Raw genomic sequence first — 17458 nt, forward strand, 5'->3', positions numbered from 1 at the left:
TATGCGCTCCTACACTTACCCATCAACAACAATTGCTGCTTGTAAGTGGTTATTTAGTCCATAAAAATGAACCGTTTGTTATTATACACGAATATTATAAATTAATCAAATAGCACACTAACAGATTCTTGTTCATATACTCTAACAATTGCTTGTGCTAATAATTCTGCTACAGACAATTCTTTAACGTTTGCAGGTTTTCTATCTTCTGGTAATTGAATTGAGTTTGTAACAACTAATTCTTTAATTTGAGAATTTTCGATACGTTCTTTTGCTGGTCCTGATAATACAGGGTGTGTACAACATGCATAAACTTCTTTCGCACCTTTTTTAACAAGTGCATCTGCTGCTAATGTAATTGTTCCAGCTGTATCAATAATATCATCGATAATGATGGCAGTCTTACCATTAATATCTCCAACAATATTCATAACTTCTGCTACGTTTGGTTTCGGACGACGTTTATCAATAATAGCGATAGGTGTTTTTAGACGGTCAGCCATTTTACGTGCTCTTGTTACGCCACCATGGTCAGGCGAAACAACTACTGTTGTTTCAGGATCTAAACCTTTTTCTAAGAAGTAATTTGATAAAATTGGTACGCCCATTAAATGATCAATCGGTATGTCAAAGAACCCTTGAATTTGAGGTGCATGTAAATCAAGTGCTATCATTCTGCTTGCGCCAGCTTTTTCAATAATATTTGCCACAAGTTTAGCAGTGATTGGTTCACGGCTTCTAGCTTTACGGTCTTGTCTTGCATAACCGTAATAAGGCATTACAATATTAATATTTGCTGCTGATGCACGTTTACAAGCATCAATCATAATTAATAATTCCATCAAGTGTTCATTCACTGGGTTTGATGTTGGTTGAATAATAAATACATCACAACCACGGATACTTTCTTCAATATTAATTTGAACTTCACCATCAGCAAATCTCTTAACTGTAGATTTACCTAATGGAATCCCTACTAAATTGGCAACTTCTTGCGCTAATGGTTGGTTACCTTCAAGCGAAAATATTTTTAATGAAGAGTTCTTATATTCAGTGTTCAACATTTCTGTTCCTCCGATATCATTTTGACTCATGTTTTGACGGCTCCTTTTATTTCGTTTTATAATATCCTTCTTTTGTCGTTTGTCTAGCGCGACCTAGCGCCAAGCTTTCATTTGGTACATCATCTGTAATTGTTGACCCTGCTGCTATGAATGATCCATCTCCAATTTCTACTGGTGCAACTAGATTTGAATTACATCCAATAAATGCATCATCTCCTATAACCGTACGGAATTTATTCACGCCATCATAATTTACAGTGATAGAACCACAACCAATATTTGTTCTTGCACCTACTTCTGCATCTCCGATATAACTTAAGTGTGAAACTTTAGCGCCATCTTTTAAGACAGCCTTTTTAGTTTCAACAAAGTTACCAATTTTCGTATCTTTGCCTAGTTCAGAACCTGGTCTTAATTGTGCAAATGGTCCTACTGTAGCGTTTTCGCCTACAACTGAATCTGTAATAACAGATTGTTTAATTGTAGCATCATCTTTAATTGTACTATTTTTGATGTCAGAATTCATTCCTATCGTAACATTTTTTCCTATAATTGTTGTGCCAGAAAGTCTTACACCTGGTTCTACAACTGTATCTTCACCAATTACGACTTGTTTCCCGATATAAGTTGTAGCTGGATCAATAATTGTTACGCCATTTAGCATATGTTGATGATTGATACGTTCTTTCATTTTCTGTTCCGCTTTCGCAAGTTGCACTCTATCATTCACACCCATAATGCCGTCAACATCGTTCGTAATAAAAGCAGAAACTTTTTCATTTTCTTCTTTTAGGATGCGAATCACATCTGGTAAATAATATTCACCTTGTGCATTATCATTGTTTACTTTTTCAAGTGTTTCAAATAACTTTTCATTATCGAAAGCAAATATACCAGAACTGATTTCATTAACTTCAGCTTCAGCAGAAGAAGCGTCTTTTTGTTCGACAATTCCAGAAACCAAACCATTTTCATCGCGAACGATTCTGCCGTAACCAAACGGGTTATCAACTTTTGCAGACAAGACAGTTGCTACTGCACTTTCAGACTCATGAAAATCTAATAAGTTTTTAATCGTTTCATCACTGATTAATGGTGTGTCTCCACATACAACAATTGTTGTGCCTTTTTCAGTACCTAATATATCTTTAGCAGTCTTTACTGCATGTGCTGTTCCTAATTGTTCTTCTTGATGTACAAACTGAGATGCATGACCGATTGTTTCTTTGACTTTTTCAGCACCATGCCCAACAACTGTTACGACTTTATCAACACCTGCATTTTTCACGCTATCTATAACATGTTGAACCATTGCTTCTCCAGCTACTGTATGTAGTACTTTGTAAAGTTTAGATTTCATTCTTGTACCTTTACCAGCAGCTAATACAACTGCATATTTTTGCATTGCAAATACCTCCATTTATACACACTTTAGTCTATTATAATTTAATTGACCGCATAGTATCAAGAAAGAGTTCAAGTAAACGTTTCCTTATCAATACATCCATTATCATGATGCATAAAAAAACAGCAGTTAAAATCATAAGATTTTAACTGCTGTTTATCAATATACGTGAGCTGAGTACTTTAAATATCGTTATTCTTCTTCACTGTCTGATGCTTCATCGCTATCCTCTGAATTTGAGGCTTCTTGAGCTGATTTTGGAATAATGACTTCATCTGTTTCATCATATACTTTCATAACCGCTTCTTGAATCTCCTGTCTCATTTCAGAATTAATGGGATGCGCAATATCTCTAAATTCCCCATCTGGCGTACGCTTACTAGGCATAGCCACAAACAGTCCTGAATTTCCCTCGATTACTCTTAAGTCGTGAATAACAAAAGCGTCATCTAATGTTATAGAAACTAATGCTTTCATTCTTCCATCCGTTTGAATTTTTCTTAATCTCACATCTGTTACCTTCATGATTTGTGTGCCCCCTGTTTTGTCTATTTAAAGTAGCAGCATCATATTAATTGAAGTTAGTTATTTATTTTTGCAATCATTTCGATTTCAACTTTTACATCTTTCGGTAAACGTGCAACTTCCACACAACTTCTAGCAGGCAAATGTTCATTAAAATATTCTCCATATACGGCATTGATGTCTTGGAAATCGTTCATATCTTTTATGAAAATTAAAGATTTAACGACACTATCTAAAGATGCGCCACTTTCTTGAAGTACGACTTTTAAATTTTCTAGTACTTGCTTAGTTTGTTCTTTGACATCTTCAGAAACGACTTCACCTTGTTGATTTAATGGTATTTGACCAGAAGTAAATACTAAATTATCTACTACTACTGCATGGCAATATGGTCCTAAAGCTTCTGGAGCGTTTGTTGTGTTAATACTTTTCATGTTGATTACTCTCCTTTTAATTAAATCTTTTTAAACAGTTGCCTTCCTCTACTGAAAATTGTTGATTGTACTCGTCTACGTCAGATAACCTAACTAAAGATGTATAATCTTCAATCAATCGATGTTTAACTTCTTTTGATTCTACAAGTACTGATACCCCTTTTACTGTAGCTTTAAACTCATTCATCAAATTGATTACACCATTAATAGATCCGCCTGCTCTCATAAAGTCATCAACAATCAATACATTCGAATATTCAGGCAATGTTCTTTTTGATAAAACCATTGTCTCAATCTTTCTAGAAGACCCAGACACATAGTTAATCGATACTGTGGATCCTTCTGTTACTTTATTGTCTTTTCTTATAACCACAACTGGCAAATTAAGCACTTTCGCCACGGCATTTGCTAAAGAAATACCCTTTGTTGCTATTGTAACTACCGCATCAAGTTCTTCATCCATGTACATTGTAGCGATTAATTCCCCTACTTGATTTAATAGTTTAGGATTCCCTACTAAATCTGACATAAATAAATAGCCACCTGGCAACAGTCTTTCTTTTTCTTTTAGTAATTCACACAATTTTTCAATCAATTCACGTGCTTCTTCGACGTACATTTTAGGTCGGTAAGTTACGCCGCCACTTGCACCGGCAGTCGTTTCTATAATACCAAGTCTCTCAGCAGTAAACGTTTCTTTAATAATTTGTATGTCTTCACTAATAGACGACTTCGCCTGACCAAAATGATTCACAAAATAAGTCAACGGCACTAACTCGTTCGGATGTTTCAATAAATATTGTGTCATATAAACGATTCTTTCACTTCGTTTAAACCTCATTTATAAAACTCCAATCTCTATTCCGTATTTTAAGCCTAATTATACTATAATCGTTCGCATTCCTCAAAGCTATCCGAGCAGTCTCGCGATGTATACATCGTTACAACACCCCATCAAAGCATTATATACTTGCTTAGCTTGTCTTTCTTTTTGAACAAAGCCATATATAGTCGGGCCACTGCCACTCATTAAAGCAGCATCTACACCAGTATTACTCATAGTGTTCTTCAATTTCTCAACTTCTGGATACAGCTGCATCGTGACTTTTTCAAGACTATTGCCAAGCGACTGACACATTGTGGCATAATCGTTATTTTCGATTGCTTTAAGACACGCTTGTGTTTGTACTTCATCCTTGTTTTCTAAATCTAATGCGCCGTAAATTTCAGGCGTTGAAACGCCTATATCTGGTTTCGCGATAACGACCCATGCTGAAGGTGGTTTAGGTAAGTGCGTAATTTTCTCACCTCTACCTTGGCATAAAGCAGTTTTTCCATAAATACAAAACGAAATATCTGATCCAATTTCCGAAGCCAACTCACTTAATGTTTCTAAAGATTCGTTAATCCCCCATAATTCATTCAAACCTCTAAAAGTAGCGGCTGCATCACTTGACCCACCAGCTAAACCTGCTGAAATCGGTATGCTTTTTTCTAATGAAATCTTCACACCTTTTTCAATATTGTATCTATCTTGCATCAACTTCGCTGCTTTATATGCTAAATTTCTATGATCACTTGGTACAAAATTATGTTCTACATCAATAATAATTTCACCATCGTCTCTACACTCAAATGTTAATCGGTCATTTAAGTCGATGGTCGTCATAATCATTTCCACTTCATGATACCCATCTTCACGTTTATATAACGTATCTAATGTTAAATTAATTTTTGCTGGTGCAGTTTCATAAATCATATACTTGCCCTCTCTAAAACTTATTATTATGATTTTACCATAAATAAAAGTTAGAAAGTATTAGCTTTATTCTATTTTTTGGCATAATAAAAAACCCTACGCCATATCACAGTCATATCGCGTAGAGTTTTTTATTAAATACCTTTAATTATTGAACGATGAATTCCTCTTTATGTTCATTCATAAAAGTTACTTGGACATTCTCAGTTAATACATCAGTGTATGTATAAGATACACGCTCAAAATTATGTTTCTCTTGATCTAATTCGACCACGAAAACTGATGGATACGTTTCCTTAAGCACGCCACTTCGCTCAATTAACTTCTTACGTCCTCCATTAGCTTTAAGTACAATACGATTTCCTAATTGACATTCCAATATTTTTTTGATGTCTACTAAAGTCTTCGGCATATTGACCCACCTCGCTATAGATAAAATTATACTACGAAAGCGGATTTTTGTCAAATAAAATTTAAATTTTATCAAGTTGATAAAGCAATGTCAATATATTTACATAGATAAATTCGGGTATTTTTTCAAATTGTTACAAAGATGTGCATATTCTTGTATTGTTAGCGTTTCACCACGTCGCTTAGGGTCTATGTTTGAAGCATTTAGCCATTCGACGATTTCATCTTTATGCAGTTTGCCATCTTTAATTGTATTAATATAATTGTTTAAAATTGTTTTTCGTCTTTGTCCGAAAGCACCTTTTGAAAGCTTGAATAGTAGTTTCTCATCATCTACTTCGACGATCGGTTCAATACGTTTCGTTAATTTAATAACGATTGAATCAACATTCGGTGGTGGCATAAAGACAGTCTTCGGGACGACTAACACACGTTCAGTTTCAGTGTAATACTGACAAGCTATTGATAATGAACCATAACTTTTACTACCTACTTCAGCGTTTAAGCGTTCTCCTACTTCTTTTTGCATCATGACAACATAGCCATCTATTGGTAAATCATTTTCTAGTAAATTCATCAATATAGGCGTCGTAATGTAATAAGGTAAATTAGCAACCAACATAATTTTATCGCAGTCTTTTAAGTGTGTTTCAATTTCTTGTTTAACGTTGGCTTTCAATATATCTTCATTTACAACTGTTACATTGTCATATGGACTTAACGTATCTTCTAATACAGGTATTAATCTTTGATCAATTTCAAAAGCCAACACTTTCTTTGAAGCTCTCGCTAATTGTTCAGTAAGTGAACCCATTCCTGGTCCAACTTCAATAACACCTGTATGCTCATCTATATCACTAGCAGAAATAATTTTTTGAATAATATTTGTATCGATTAAAAAGTTCTGACCTAAACTCTTTTTGAATTTAAATCCATATTGATCTAATAACGCTTTTGTACGTTTAGGTGTTGCTATATCTTTATCGTTCATCGTGTCACTCCTCTTTATATCCCAGTGCTTCTTTTACATCTTTCTCAGTATAACCGAAGGCATTTAATTTGTTTAGCAATTGTTTGCCATTTGAATGGCCTATATTTAATTTACTGCATAGTATTTCGCGTTTTCTTCTTGCGTCTGGTCCTATAATTAATCCAAGGTCAATTAAGACTGCTTTATCAATTGTTTCAATGTCCGCTTCTAATGGAGAACTTACATTTGTAAGTGCATCTTTAATTGTTTCAATTGAAGCATGCTCAACGCCTATTTTTCCTCTTTTATTTTTAGCTTTATCTCTTGGTATAAATGCATGTTTCACACTAGGGATATACTGCTTGATTGTATTTCTAATTTTATCACCTGGGAAATCTGGGTCAGTTAATACAATGACACCACGTTTTTCATGCGCTTGTCTTATAACTTCTAGTGTTTCTTTTGATATTGCTGAGCCATTTGTTTCTATCGTATCGCAATCTACTGCTCTTTTAACATTAACTGTATCATCGCGTCCCTCAACAACAACAAATTCATTTATCTTCATATTCATTTCCTTCTTTAAAGATGCCCCAAAACAACCGTTTTGGGGCATCATATTTTATAATTTAAATAATCTTTCAGCATTTTCTGTAGTAGCTTTACATACTTCCTCGTAAGAAATACCACGCAATTCAGCAATTTGTTCTGCAACAAGTTTTACACGCGCAGGTTCGTTTCTTTTCCCTCTATAAGGGTGAGGTGATAAGTATGGTGCATCTGTTTCAACGAGTAATCTATCTAACGGTACATGTTGAGCTACTTCTTTTGGTTGTTTCGCATTTTTGAACGTGACAGGTCCACCCAATGAAATATAGAAATTCATTTTAAGTATTTCATCAGCTATTTCGTTTGAGCCACTGAAACTATGCATAATTCCGCCAACTTCACTTGCATTTTCTTCTTTTAAGATATCAACGCAATCTTGAGTTGCTTCTCTATTATGAATAATAATCGGTAGTTGAACACGTTTCGCTAATGCGATTTGTTTTCTAAATACTTCTTTTTGGATATCTTTAGGTGACTTGTCCCAGTGATAATCTAATCCCATCTCACCTATACCGATGATTTTTGGGTGTTTAGACAATTCTTCAATCCATTGTAGGCGTTCTTCCGTACAATCAATTGCATCAACAGGATGCCAACCTATAATGCCATATATAAAATCATACTGGTCTATTAATTTCATCGTTCTTTCAATTGTGTTCGTGTCGAAACCAACAACGAACATTCTATCGATACCTTCTTCCAAAGCTCGATCGATTACTTCTTGTAAATCTTCATCGTATTGATCCGCATTTAAATGGACGTGTGTATCTATTAACATTCGAATCTTCCTTTCAGTACTTTACTTAATGATAGATCCGTTTTGTATTGCATTTGGTAAACCTACTAAAGTAAGTGTGCCGTCTTTCTCAGCTGATAAAATCATACCCTCTGATAATTCACCACGTAATTTGACTGGTTTTAAGTTCGTAACGACCGCTACTTTTTTACCAACAATATCTTCAGGTTTATAAAATTCAGCTATACCTGAAACAATTTGTCTCTTTTCGTTACCTAAATCTACTTTTATTTTTAAAAGTTTATCTGATTTTTTCACATAGTCTGCACCTGTAACAGTAGCAGCTTTGATTTCTACTTTATCAAATTGATCAATTGTGATTTCTGGTTTAGATGGTACTACTTCTTCCTCAGCAGTTTCAGCTTCTTCTTCAGATGATTCTGCAGTCGTTCCACCTTGCATAGAATCTTTGATGAACGCCACTTCTTGTTCTACATCTAATCTAGGGAAAATAGGCTCAGGCTTTTCAATCACTTTGATATCTTGATCAATAGCGCCATATTGTTCGATACTTTCAAATGTATCAAGTTTACCTTTTTCTAAGTTTAATTGACGGAAAATCTCATATGGTGCATGTGTTAAGAATGGACGTAATAATACTGCTGCAAATCTAATGTTTTCAACTAAGTGAATCATGACATTTTCTAGCATTTCACGTTCATTTTCATCTTTAGCTAATACCCATGGTGTTGTTTCATCAATATATTTGTTTGTACGACTAATCAACTTCCAAACTTCTGCTAAAGCAACTGAGAATTGCATATTTTCCATTGCTGAATAGAATTTATCTTTAGTATCTAAAGCCATTTGTTCCATCTCTTCATCTAATGGGTGTAATTTGCCTTTATATTTAGGAAGTACGCCATTAAAGTATTTATTAACCATTGCTATTGTACGATTTACTAAGTTACCTAAGTCATTAGCTAAATCGTAATTTGTTCTTTCAACGAATGCTTCAGGCGTAAATACACCATCTGCGCCAAATGGTAATTCTCTCATGAGATAGTATCTTGTTGCATCTAAGCCGTATTTATCAATTAAGACGTTCGGATCTACAACATTACCTTTAGATTTACTCATTTTACCGTCTTTCATCAAGATCCAACCGTGAGCAAATTCACGTTTAGGTAAAGGTAAGTCTAAAGCCATCAATAAGATTGGCCAAATAATTGAATGGAATCGAACAATTTCTTTAGCCATTAAATGCACATCTGCTGGCCAATATTTTTTAAATAGCGTGTCGTCATCTGATAAATAACCTAACGCAGAAATATAGTTCACAAGTGCGTCAATCCATACATACACAACGTGTTTAGGATTAGAAGGTACTTTAATACCCCAATCAAAAGTCGTTCTAGAAATCGCTAAATCTTCTAGACCAGGTTTAATAAAGTTGTTGATCATTTCATTCTTACGAGAAATAGGTAAAATGAATTCCGGATTTTCATCGAAGAATTTAAGCAAACGATCAGCATAGTTATCTAATTTAAAGAAATAACTTTCTTCTTTCACAAGTTCTACTTCATGACCTGAATCTGGACTCTTACCACCGACGATTTTGCCATCTTCATAAACTGGATCGACAAGTTGTGTTTCAGTGTAATATGTTTCATCTGGTATTGAGTACCAACCTTCATACTCACCTAAGTATATGTCACCTTGTGCTAATAACTTTTCGAAGACTTTTTCGACAACTTGTTTATGTCTTTCTTCAGTAGTTCGAATAAAATCATCATTAGAGATGTCTAATTTTTTCCATAAAGATTGGATACTTTTAATAATGCCATCTAAATATTCTATTTCAGATAAGCCTGCTTCTTTAGCTTTTTCTTGTATTTTTTGACCATGTTCATCTGTACCAGTTAAATAATGAACATCATAGCCTTGTAACCGTTTATATCTAGCAATTACATCACCAGCAACCGTAGTATACGCATGACCTATGTGTAAATTCCCGCTCGGATAATAAATCGGTGTCGTAATGTAAAAAGTCTCTTTCGTCATCAGCGTTTCCTCCTAATATCTTATCTATATAATATACCGAAAATTAAGCATTTTTTCAATATTACCTGATTATGGTATAGAGATAACAATTGTTTTATATTTCAAAAATTAAACGTATGCAATATATTGTTTTATTGACATTTTCTTCAATTCATATTAGTATACTATTTATATAATTGTCGAATGAATGTCGAATTAGATAATTATGGTTTTATTAAACGGAGGTAAAAAGATGAAATCAACTGGAATCGTGCGTAAAGTAGATGAACTAGGCCGTGTAGTAATTCCTATCGAATTACGACGCATATTAGACATTGCTGAGAAAGATGCTTTAGAAATTTATACAGATGACGATAAAATTATCTTAAAGAAATACTCACCTAACATGACTTGTCAAGTTACTGGAGATGTTTCTGAAGACAATTTTGTTTTAGCTGATGGTAAAATTGTCTTAAGTAAAGAAGGCGCTCAGCAACTAATTAACGAGATTGAGAAAAAATCAAAATAATAAAAGCTGCATATAAAAAAAGGAAATTTAAAGTAAACGATGTACTTTAAATTTCCTTTTTTTGTTTATTCGTCAATATGATACGCTTCGTATACATCTCTTTTTTTCATTTTTCTATCTACCGCTACTTGTTTGATAGCATCTTTAGATCTCATTTGATGTTCATTTATATAAATTTCGACATGTTGAACGAGATCCAAGTCTTCCCACCAATTATCAACTTGTGTCGATTCATCGGCACCTTCAATCAAGATGACGAACTCTCCTTTTTGAGGTATACGCTCATCTGATAACATTTCTTCAATAACCTTTATTTGATTCGTTTCCACTTGTTCAAATTTCTTTGTAAGTTCTCTTCCAATTGCTACTTTTCTTTCAGGATCAATTTCAGCTATTGCTTGTACCGTCTGTTTAATTCTATAGGGTGACTCATAAATCATAGATGTTGATTCTCTCGTCATCCATTTTTCCAATACATCATGTTTTTCTTTCGCATGTCTAGGTAAAAATCCTAGAAACACAAATTTATATGATGGTAATCCACTTGTCATTAATGCCGTAATAGCCGCATTAGGTCCAGGAATCGTTTCAACACGATAACCATTATCCCTAACTTGATTCACAAGTTCATAACCAGGATCACTTATACAAGGGCAGCCTGCATCAGAAACGAGCGCAATATCTTTGCCATCTTCTAATAATCTCAATATTTGCTCAGATGACTTATCTTTATTGTGTTCATGGTAAGACTTAAGTGGCGTTTGTATTTCATAATGCTGACAAAGCTTGCCTGTAACACGTGTATCTTCACAAAAGATATAATCGACTTCTGTTAACATTCTAACCGCACGATAAGTGATATCTTCTAAATTTCCGATTGGGGTTCCTACTAAATATAATATAGACATACTACCCCTCCTTAATAAGCGCTAATTTTTGTTTTCTACTTAACTGTTTTAAAGCATATTCTCGTTTTAAAGCTTCGGATTTATTATCGAATGTCTCATGATATACAAGTTTAACAGGGCGTCTCACTTTAGTATATTTAGCACCCTTACCTTCATTATGGACTTTTAACCTTCTGTCTAAATCTGTCGTATAACCAGTATATAACGTTTGATCCTTACACTCTAATATATATGTATAATGGTTAGCCATAATATACAACCTTCATTTCTTTTGAATAATCTCCATTCTCCTCATAAATATAAAATGGTTGTTCAACTTTCAATCCTGCTTGACCACCACTTCTACCTTCAACTAAAATCGTAACCGCTTCTTTCTTATTAGGTGTGCTATATACCATTCTTAATCTTTTAGGTTCGATTTTATATTGTCGAAATGCGCTTAAGACATCCATCAGTCTTTCCGCTCTATGGACCATTACAAGTTTACCACCTTGCTTTAACAAATGCTTACTTGCTTTTAAAACATCATCTAATGTGCAGTATATTTCATGTCTCGCAATTTTATGTGCTTCCTTTTGATGTTGCATTTGTTGATTTTCTTTAAAGTAAGGTGGGTTTACGGTTACAACATCAAATGTTGAAGGATGATATGAGGTTGATACATTCTTTAAATCCATTTGATTGATAGATATTTGGTCTTCTAATTGATTATGAGCTATCGTTCGTTTAGCCATATCCACTAAAGCCTCTTGAATTTCTACCGCTTCAATACTAGCTTGAGATTTGTGTGCCAATAACAAAGGAATAATGCCATTACCAGAACATAAATCCATTACTTTATCTTTATTTCGTACCTTTGTAAAATCTCCTAATAACAATGCATCTGTTGAAAATGAAAACACATCATCATTTTGAATAATTTCAAATTCTTCTCTTAATAATTGGTCGAGTCTTTCTCCCGAATTCAACATTTAAACACCTCACTTAAAAAAATCAGGCATATAGCATGCCTGATTTTCTTATTATCTATTCAACACTTCTAAACAAAATAAACAATCTTGTCCTTGTCTGTGTTTACCAAACAATTCTCCTCGACAAATATGAAAACCTTCATGATATAACATTGCTAAGTTATCTTTACTTTGAAGTGGCTTTAATTTCTTGTTTGGCTTTTTCTGTTGATTGTCTTCACTTGTTTCCATTACACGCTTCAAACTTTCATTCTCCATTTGAAGGGCAACATTGTCTTCGACTAATTCAACTGCCTGGTTTTTCAACTTTTCCATATGTTCATTAATTTGCTTAAGTTCATTCTCTAATGTCATAATCGTTTCAAACAACTCGTCCCTATTCACAATATAATCCTCCCTTATGAATGGACTTCAAGTAATTCATCAAGTTTATAATCAAAGAGTTGTTCGAAACCTTTCACTTTAACTTGCATTGTTATATCTAAAATATTTAATCCGACAACTTTGCCGTCACCTTCTGGCGTGACAACAGTTGTACCAATATCAGGCAATTCATTTCTAACTTCTTCATAATAGTCATTTTCGTATTTTAAACAACACATTAAACGACCACAAGCACCTGATATTTTAGTTGGATTTAATGATAAGTTTTGATCTTTAGCCATTTTAATTGAAACAGGTTCAAAATCACCTAAAAATGTTGAACAACATAACGAGCGACCACATGGACCTATACCGCCAAGTAATTTCGCTTCGTCTCTCACACCAATTTGTCGTAACTCAATTCGTGTTTTTAATTCATAAGCTAAAGATTTTACTAAAGTTCTGAAATCTATTCTATCATCAGCTGTAAAATTAAAGATGACTTTACTTTTATCTAATGTATATTCACAATTAACAAGTCGCATATCAAGCTCGTGAGTCGCTACCAACTCTTTACATAAAGCTAAAGCATGGTCTGCATCCTTTAAATTATCTTGATATTTTTGAATATCAGTTTCTGTTGCATGACGGATAACTTCTTTCAATGGTAAGACAACATCATCTTTACCTACATGGCGATTTGTTAATTTAACTTTACCAAGTTCAATACCACGTTTAGATTCAACGACAACTAAGTCATTTTCTTTGAAACGTTCCCCATTTGGTGAGAAATATTCTTTCTTCCCAGCTTTTTGGAATTGAACACCAATTATTTCATACATTTAATCACCTCTTCCCATTTATAACCATTTGTTCTAATACTAACGTTGCATTAACGTTTTGCGCTAATTTACGGTTTGCTTCCGTTATAACTTGTATATAATTCGAAATGTCATTTAAAGATAAATATTGACTGACCTCTCTAATTTCCACTTCTAAATCTGGATATGCCTTTATCGTATCTATTTGAATTTTGGCATGTAATAAATCTTGAAAATAAGCATTCAAGCTATTTAAAAATAATTGCTGTAACGGGCGTGTATTAGCAATTTTTATGCAATCGATCAAATAAATCATTGCCATCTGTGTATCTTTGACCATCAATTCAGCAAGTTTCGTTACAGTTTTTCTAAGCTGTACAAACAATTGTTCTTCTGTCAGAGCAAGTGCTTCTTCTTTATCAGAAGTAACAAAACTCAATGTATGCGCAATTGCAGAAGAAATACCAGACAGTTTTAATTCTTCTATATAATTTTCTTTAGATGCAGGTTTAAAATGAACAAGTTGGCATCTTGAATGTATAGTTGGCAATATTTGATCTTTCTTGGTTGTCAGTAACAGGGCAATTGTATTTGGAGGTGGTTCTTCCAAAAATTTAAGTATACTATTTTCACCCTGTACTGTTAGTTTATCAAAAGCTTCAATAATGTAAACTTTATATTGGCTTTCGATAGGTTTTTGATTCATTTTTCTGAGTAATTCTTCTATTTGTTGTTTCTTTATCGTCGTTTCATCTGATTGAATATATACAAAATCAGGATGATTAAAATTTTGAACTTTAACCACACAACTTTGTTCTGATTCACATAATATTTGTTCAGCAAAATATAAAGCTGTAGATTTCATTTCAAACATATTATCTCCCTCAAATAAATAAGCATGAGATAATTGTTGTGCACTTAATAAATGATCAATCTCTTTGGTTAATTGCATATTTTACGCTCCTTGCAATAAAAAAGCTGCTCAAACGGCAGCTCATCAGTTCTTAAAATTGATGGAATTGTTCAATTGGCATAACGAATACAGTTGCGCCACCTACTTCAACTTCTACAGGGTAAGGAATATAAGAATCCGCACTACCGCCCATTGGTGTGATAGGTGAAACAAGTTGTTCACGATTACCACAAGTTCCATCGATAACACGTAATAATTCATCTACACGTTCATCTTTGACACCGCATAAGAATGTTGTATTTCCAGCTCTTAGAAATCCACCAGTTGTTGCAAGTTTAGTGGCTCTAAAGTTTTTTTCTATAAGTGCTTCTGACAAGTTTTGACTATCTTGATCTTGGACAATCGCTATTACCATTTTCATATCTAAACACCTCTTTATTTATTATATCATATTTTAATCTTGTTTCAGATATTTTACTATCGTAGAATATGCATCATCTACAACCTTTTCTAATGGTTGCGTGGCATCAATTACTTTAATTCTATCTGGATACTCAGCAATTAATTTTTTATAACCATCTGTAACTTTGTGATGAAATTCTATTTTTTCTTTATCCAAACGATTCGCATTACGTTGATTATCTTTAATTCGATTTAACCCAACTTCAGCAGGTACATCAAAATATAATGTTAAATCAGGATAAAGGTTATCAATCGCAAATTCATTAATTGCCTTAACTTCTTCTACCCCAATTTCACGTGCGTAACCTTGATAACTTAAAGAACTATCAACAAATCGGTCACATAATACCGTTCCACCTTTATCAAGTTGAGGTAATATTTTCTCCACTAAATGTTGTCTTCTAGCAGCAGCAAAGAGCAGTGCTTCTGTTCTTTCATCCATGTCGTCATCACTATCTAACAACAAGTTTCTAATCGCTTCGCTTATTTTGATACCACCTGGCTCTCTAGTCAGTAAAATATCATAATCTTGATTTAACTTTTCATAAACTTTATGTATAACCGTCGTTTTGCCAGAGCCTTCTGGACCCTCAAACGTAATAAATCGTCCCATTTTATTGTTCATCCTTTACCTTGATTTGCTTGTTTAATATACCTTCCACTCTACCACCTCTATCAAGCCATTGTAAAAGAGAATCCACTATTTCTTTACGAATATTTTCTCCTTTTAAAATGACTGGTATACCTGGTGGATAAGGCACAATATCTTCAGCAGCAATATAGCCATATGATGTATTCAAGTCCATCATTTTAGTTTTTTCAATATTGTTGTATCTATACATTGTACTATCTGTTTCGTATGGTAATTTAAATTGTACTTCCTCTTTAAGTTGATGCTCAACATTCACTTTAATATTTCTAACGCGATCAATCATATCTTCAAATGGGAACTTATCTGATTCATGCCATAATGGTAAGACTAATAACACAAATTTATAATCACATAACTCTACATAGATATGCACATCTTCAAATAGTTTTTGAATTTCAAATCCGCTTAATCCTCTATAAGAAACAATTAATTTAAGAGGGTCCTCTAGACTCCCCACTTCAAATCCAACATTCTCCATCGTTTCAATGAATGTTTGTCTATTATATTTGAATCTTTGATCATCAAACTGCTTATAAAATTTTTCTGCACTTTCTAAACTAGCCATAATGAGATATGAAGGACTAGATGTTTGTAGCATCTTCAAATACTGTTGAATATTTGATTTTATTTCTAAATCCTCTCTCATATATAGAACAGAACCCATCGTCAAGGCCGGTAATGTCTTGTGGTAAGACTGCACGACTATATCAGCACCATAAGTCATAGATGAATTAGGGAAATATGAACTAATACCAAAATGTGCACCATGTGCCTCATCTACCAATACAGGAATTTGATGTTCTTTTAAGATTTTAATACTTTCTTCAATATCAAATGTTTCACCATAGTAATTAGGATAAGTAAAAATAGCTAATTTAATATGATTCAAATCTAAATCCCTTAATGAAGCTACACCATTATATTTATTCGTCTTATCTGATATTGTCATAGGCATAAACTTAGCATCTTGCTTCGTTAAATTCAAAGCATTAAATACTGATTTATGCGCATTTCTAGGAATTAATACTTCCCCATCTAAATGTGCCACTGCATAAATTGCAGATAGTATTCCAACCGTTGTACCATTAACGAGATACTGCCCATAATAACCAGGATACCTATTCAATTCAGACATACTCATCTTTATACAAAATTCTGGTTGATGCAAATCATCAAGCCCAGTTATTTCAGTCATATCCATAGCAAGATTTATTTCATCTAAATAACCAATTGTATGATTATGATGCCCTGGAACATGTAGTGAAATGGCATCAAGACTATTTAGAGATTTTAATTTTTCATTAATATTCATAAGGCTACCTCTTAATTTTTAGTCTTTATCATTATATCAATGATAAAGTCCAACGTCATTCCTGTAATAATTAAAATAAGATATACTTAAAAAAAGGAGTGAATAAAATGTTTATTAGAAATGCAATTGACACAGATATACAATCCATTAATGAAATTGCTCAACAAGAAGGTTGGAAAACATTCAGTATTGAAAAAATCCAACAATTGCTTATTACATCTCGTATTATTGTAATAGAAGTAAATAATGAGGTTGTTGGTTATACTAGATTATTAACAGACGAAACTGTCACATTATATATTACAGAACTCGTCGTTACAAAGACTCATAGAAAGAAAGGATATGCTAAAGCACTAATTGACTATTTATTAGCACAATATCCATCTGTTCGAATAGAATTATTATCAGAGAACAATTCTTTTTACGAGAAATTACATTTTAGAAATATTGGAACTGGCTATAGACTACCTTAAAAAATCACAAAAAAAAGAGACCTAACAGGTCTCGAGTGCGGCTCATCGCATCCATTTATAAATATTTGCCCGGCAACGTCCTACTCTCGCGGAACGTA

22 protein-coding genes are annotated in these 17458 nt (G+C 33.4%); 2 read left to right on the forward strand and 20 right to left on the reverse strand.

Going from position 1 to position 17458, the window contains the following annotated elements; translation table 11 throughout:
• Positions 1-101: 101 nt before the first annotated feature.
• The 11 genes from LQ679_RS14270 to metG form a co-directional block, all read right to left on the reverse strand.
• Positions 102-1064 carry a ribose-phosphate diphosphokinase gene (locus LQ679_RS14270; protein ID WP_025905569.1) on the reverse strand — a complete coding sequence of 321 codons (963 nt, stop codon included), beginning with the start codon at positions 1062-1064 and terminating at the stop codon, positions 102-104.
• A gap of 46 nt (positions 1065-1110) precedes the next feature.
• Positions 1111-2469 carry a bifunctional UDP-N-acetylglucosamine diphosphorylase/glucosamine-1-phosphate N-acetyltransferase GlmU gene (gene glmU, locus LQ679_RS14275; RefSeq protein ID WP_239763459.1) on the reverse strand — a complete coding sequence of 453 codons (1359 nt, stop codon included), beginning with the start codon at positions 2467-2469 and terminating at the stop codon, positions 1111-1113.
• A 192-nt stretch (positions 2470-2661) separates the two neighbouring features.
• The gene (gene spoVG, locus LQ679_RS14280) at positions 2662-2994 is read right to left on the reverse strand and encodes a septation regulator SpoVG (protein WP_037590328.1); all 333 of its coding nucleotides are present in this window, start codon (positions 2992-2994) and stop codon (positions 2662-2664) included.
• Positions 2995-3050: 56 nt separating this feature from the next.
• Positions 3051-3428 (reverse strand): RidA family protein, encoded by a 378-nt coding sequence (locus LQ679_RS14285; RefSeq protein WP_239763462.1) that lies wholly within the window; start codon positions 3426-3428, stop codon positions 3051-3053.
• 16 nt (positions 3429-3444) lie between these two features.
• Entirely contained in the window at positions 3445-4269 is an 825-nt protein-coding gene (gene purR / locus LQ679_RS14290; RefSeq protein ID WP_025905573.1) for a pur operon repressor, read from the reverse strand.
• Between the two features lie 69 nt (positions 4270-4338).
• A complete protein-coding gene (ispE, locus tag LQ679_RS14295; protein ID WP_204168354.1) occupies positions 4339-5187 on the reverse strand; it encodes a 4-(cytidine 5'-diphospho)-2-C-methyl-D-erythritol kinase in 849 nt (282 codons plus the stop codon).
• 148 nt (positions 5188-5335) lie between these two features.
• Complete coding sequence (gene veg, locus LQ679_RS14300) at positions 5336-5599, reverse strand: biofilm formation stimulator Veg (protein ID WP_025905575.1); 264 nt, start codon at positions 5597-5599, stop codon at positions 5336-5338.
• A gap of 99 nt (positions 5600-5698) precedes the next feature.
• Entirely contained in the window at positions 5699-6589 is an 891-nt protein-coding gene (gene rsmA / locus LQ679_RS14305; RefSeq protein WP_204255765.1) for a 16S rRNA (adenine(1518)-N(6)/adenine(1519)-N(6))-dimethyltransferase RsmA, read from the reverse strand.
• A 4-nt stretch (positions 6590-6593) separates the two neighbouring features.
• Positions 6594-7136, reverse strand: a complete 543-nt coding sequence (gene rnmV / locus LQ679_RS14310) for a ribonuclease M5 (RefSeq protein WP_037590321.1) — start codon at positions 7134-7136, stop codon at positions 6594-6596.
• A 54-nt stretch (positions 7137-7190) separates the two neighbouring features.
• On the reverse strand, positions 7191-7955 hold the full coding sequence (locus LQ679_RS14315) for a TatD family hydrolase (RefSeq protein ID WP_025905578.1): 765 nt from the start codon (positions 7953-7955) through the stop codon (positions 7191-7193).
• A 21-nt stretch (positions 7956-7976) separates the two neighbouring features.
• Positions 7977-9977: a methionine--tRNA ligase gene (gene metG / locus LQ679_RS14320; protein WP_204259031.1), complete on the reverse strand. Its 2001-nt coding sequence runs from the start codon at positions 9975-9977 to the stop codon at positions 7977-7979.
• 232 nt (positions 9978-10209) lie between these two features.
• Between metG and LQ679_RS14325 the strand changes: the two genes are divergently transcribed.
• Positions 10210-10485, forward strand: a complete 276-nt coding sequence (locus LQ679_RS14325; RefSeq protein WP_025905580.1) for an AbrB/MazE/SpoVT family DNA-binding domain-containing protein — start codon at positions 10210-10212, stop codon at positions 10483-10485.
• A 65-nt stretch (positions 10486-10550) separates the two neighbouring features.
• Here the strand turns inward: LQ679_RS14325 and rsmI are convergent, their stop codons facing one another.
• The 9 genes from rsmI to LQ679_RS14370 are packed head-to-tail and all read right to left on the reverse strand — an operon-like array spanning position 10551 to position 16887.
• A complete protein-coding gene (gene rsmI / locus LQ679_RS14330) occupies positions 10551-11393 on the reverse strand; it encodes a 16S rRNA (cytidine(1402)-2'-O)-methyltransferase (protein ID WP_232194144.1) in 843 nt (280 codons plus the stop codon).
• Position 11394: 1 nt separating this feature from the next.
• Positions 11395-11643, reverse strand: coding sequence for a GIY-YIG nuclease family protein (locus LQ679_RS14335; protein WP_126476452.1), 249 nt, complete (start codon positions 11641-11643; stop codon positions 11395-11397).
• The gene (locus tag LQ679_RS14340) at positions 11636-12364 is read right to left on the reverse strand and encodes a tRNA1(Val) (adenine(37)-N6)-methyltransferase (protein WP_239763464.1); all 729 of its coding nucleotides are present in this window, start codon (positions 12362-12364) and stop codon (positions 11636-11638) included. Before LQ679_RS14340 ends, LQ679_RS14335 begins: the two co-directional genes overlap by 8 nt.
• A 51-nt stretch (positions 12365-12415) precedes the next feature.
• Positions 12416-12748: a DNA replication initiation control protein YabA gene (gene yabA / locus LQ679_RS14345; RefSeq protein WP_025905584.1), complete on the reverse strand. Its 333-nt coding sequence runs from the start codon at positions 12746-12748 to the stop codon at positions 12416-12418.
• A 14-nt stretch (positions 12749-12762) separates the two neighbouring features.
• Positions 12763-13569, reverse strand: coding sequence for a PSP1 domain-containing protein (locus LQ679_RS14350; protein WP_239763466.1), 807 nt, complete (start codon positions 13567-13569; stop codon positions 12763-12765).
• A 4-nt stretch (positions 13570-13573) separates the two neighbouring features.
• The gene (locus tag LQ679_RS14355) at positions 13574-14500 is read right to left on the reverse strand and encodes a DNA polymerase III subunit delta' (RefSeq protein ID WP_239763468.1); all 927 of its coding nucleotides are present in this window, start codon (positions 14498-14500) and stop codon (positions 13574-13576) included.
• Positions 14501-14552: 52 nt separating this feature from the next.
• Complete coding sequence (locus LQ679_RS14360) at positions 14553-14882, reverse strand: cyclic-di-AMP receptor (protein ID WP_025905587.1); 330 nt, start codon at positions 14880-14882, stop codon at positions 14553-14555.
• Positions 14883-14915: 33 nt separating this feature from the next.
• On the reverse strand, positions 14916-15536 hold the full coding sequence (tmk, locus tag LQ679_RS14365) for a dTMP kinase (RefSeq protein ID WP_159316304.1): 621 nt from the start codon (positions 15534-15536) through the stop codon (positions 14916-14918).
• A 1-nt stretch (position 15537) separates the two neighbouring features.
• Positions 15538-16887 carry an aminotransferase class I/II-fold pyridoxal phosphate-dependent enzyme gene (locus tag LQ679_RS14370; protein ID WP_239763470.1) on the reverse strand — a complete coding sequence of 450 codons (1350 nt, stop codon included), beginning with the start codon at positions 16885-16887 and terminating at the stop codon, positions 15538-15540.
• A gap of 107 nt (positions 16888-16994) precedes the next feature.
• On the opposite strand from LQ679_RS14370, the gene LQ679_RS14375 reads away from it, so the two are divergent.
• Positions 16995-17360, forward strand: a complete 366-nt coding sequence (locus tag LQ679_RS14375; protein WP_126476447.1) for a GNAT family N-acetyltransferase — start codon at positions 16995-16997, stop codon at positions 17358-17360.
• Positions 17361-17458 lie beyond the last annotated feature (98 nt).

Origin of the sequence: Mammaliicoccus sp. I-M35, assembly GCF_022386455.1 — a bacterium.
GTDB classification, from domain to species: domain Bacteria; phylum Bacillota; class Bacilli; order Staphylococcales; family Staphylococcaceae; genus Mammaliicoccus; species Mammaliicoccus sciuri_A.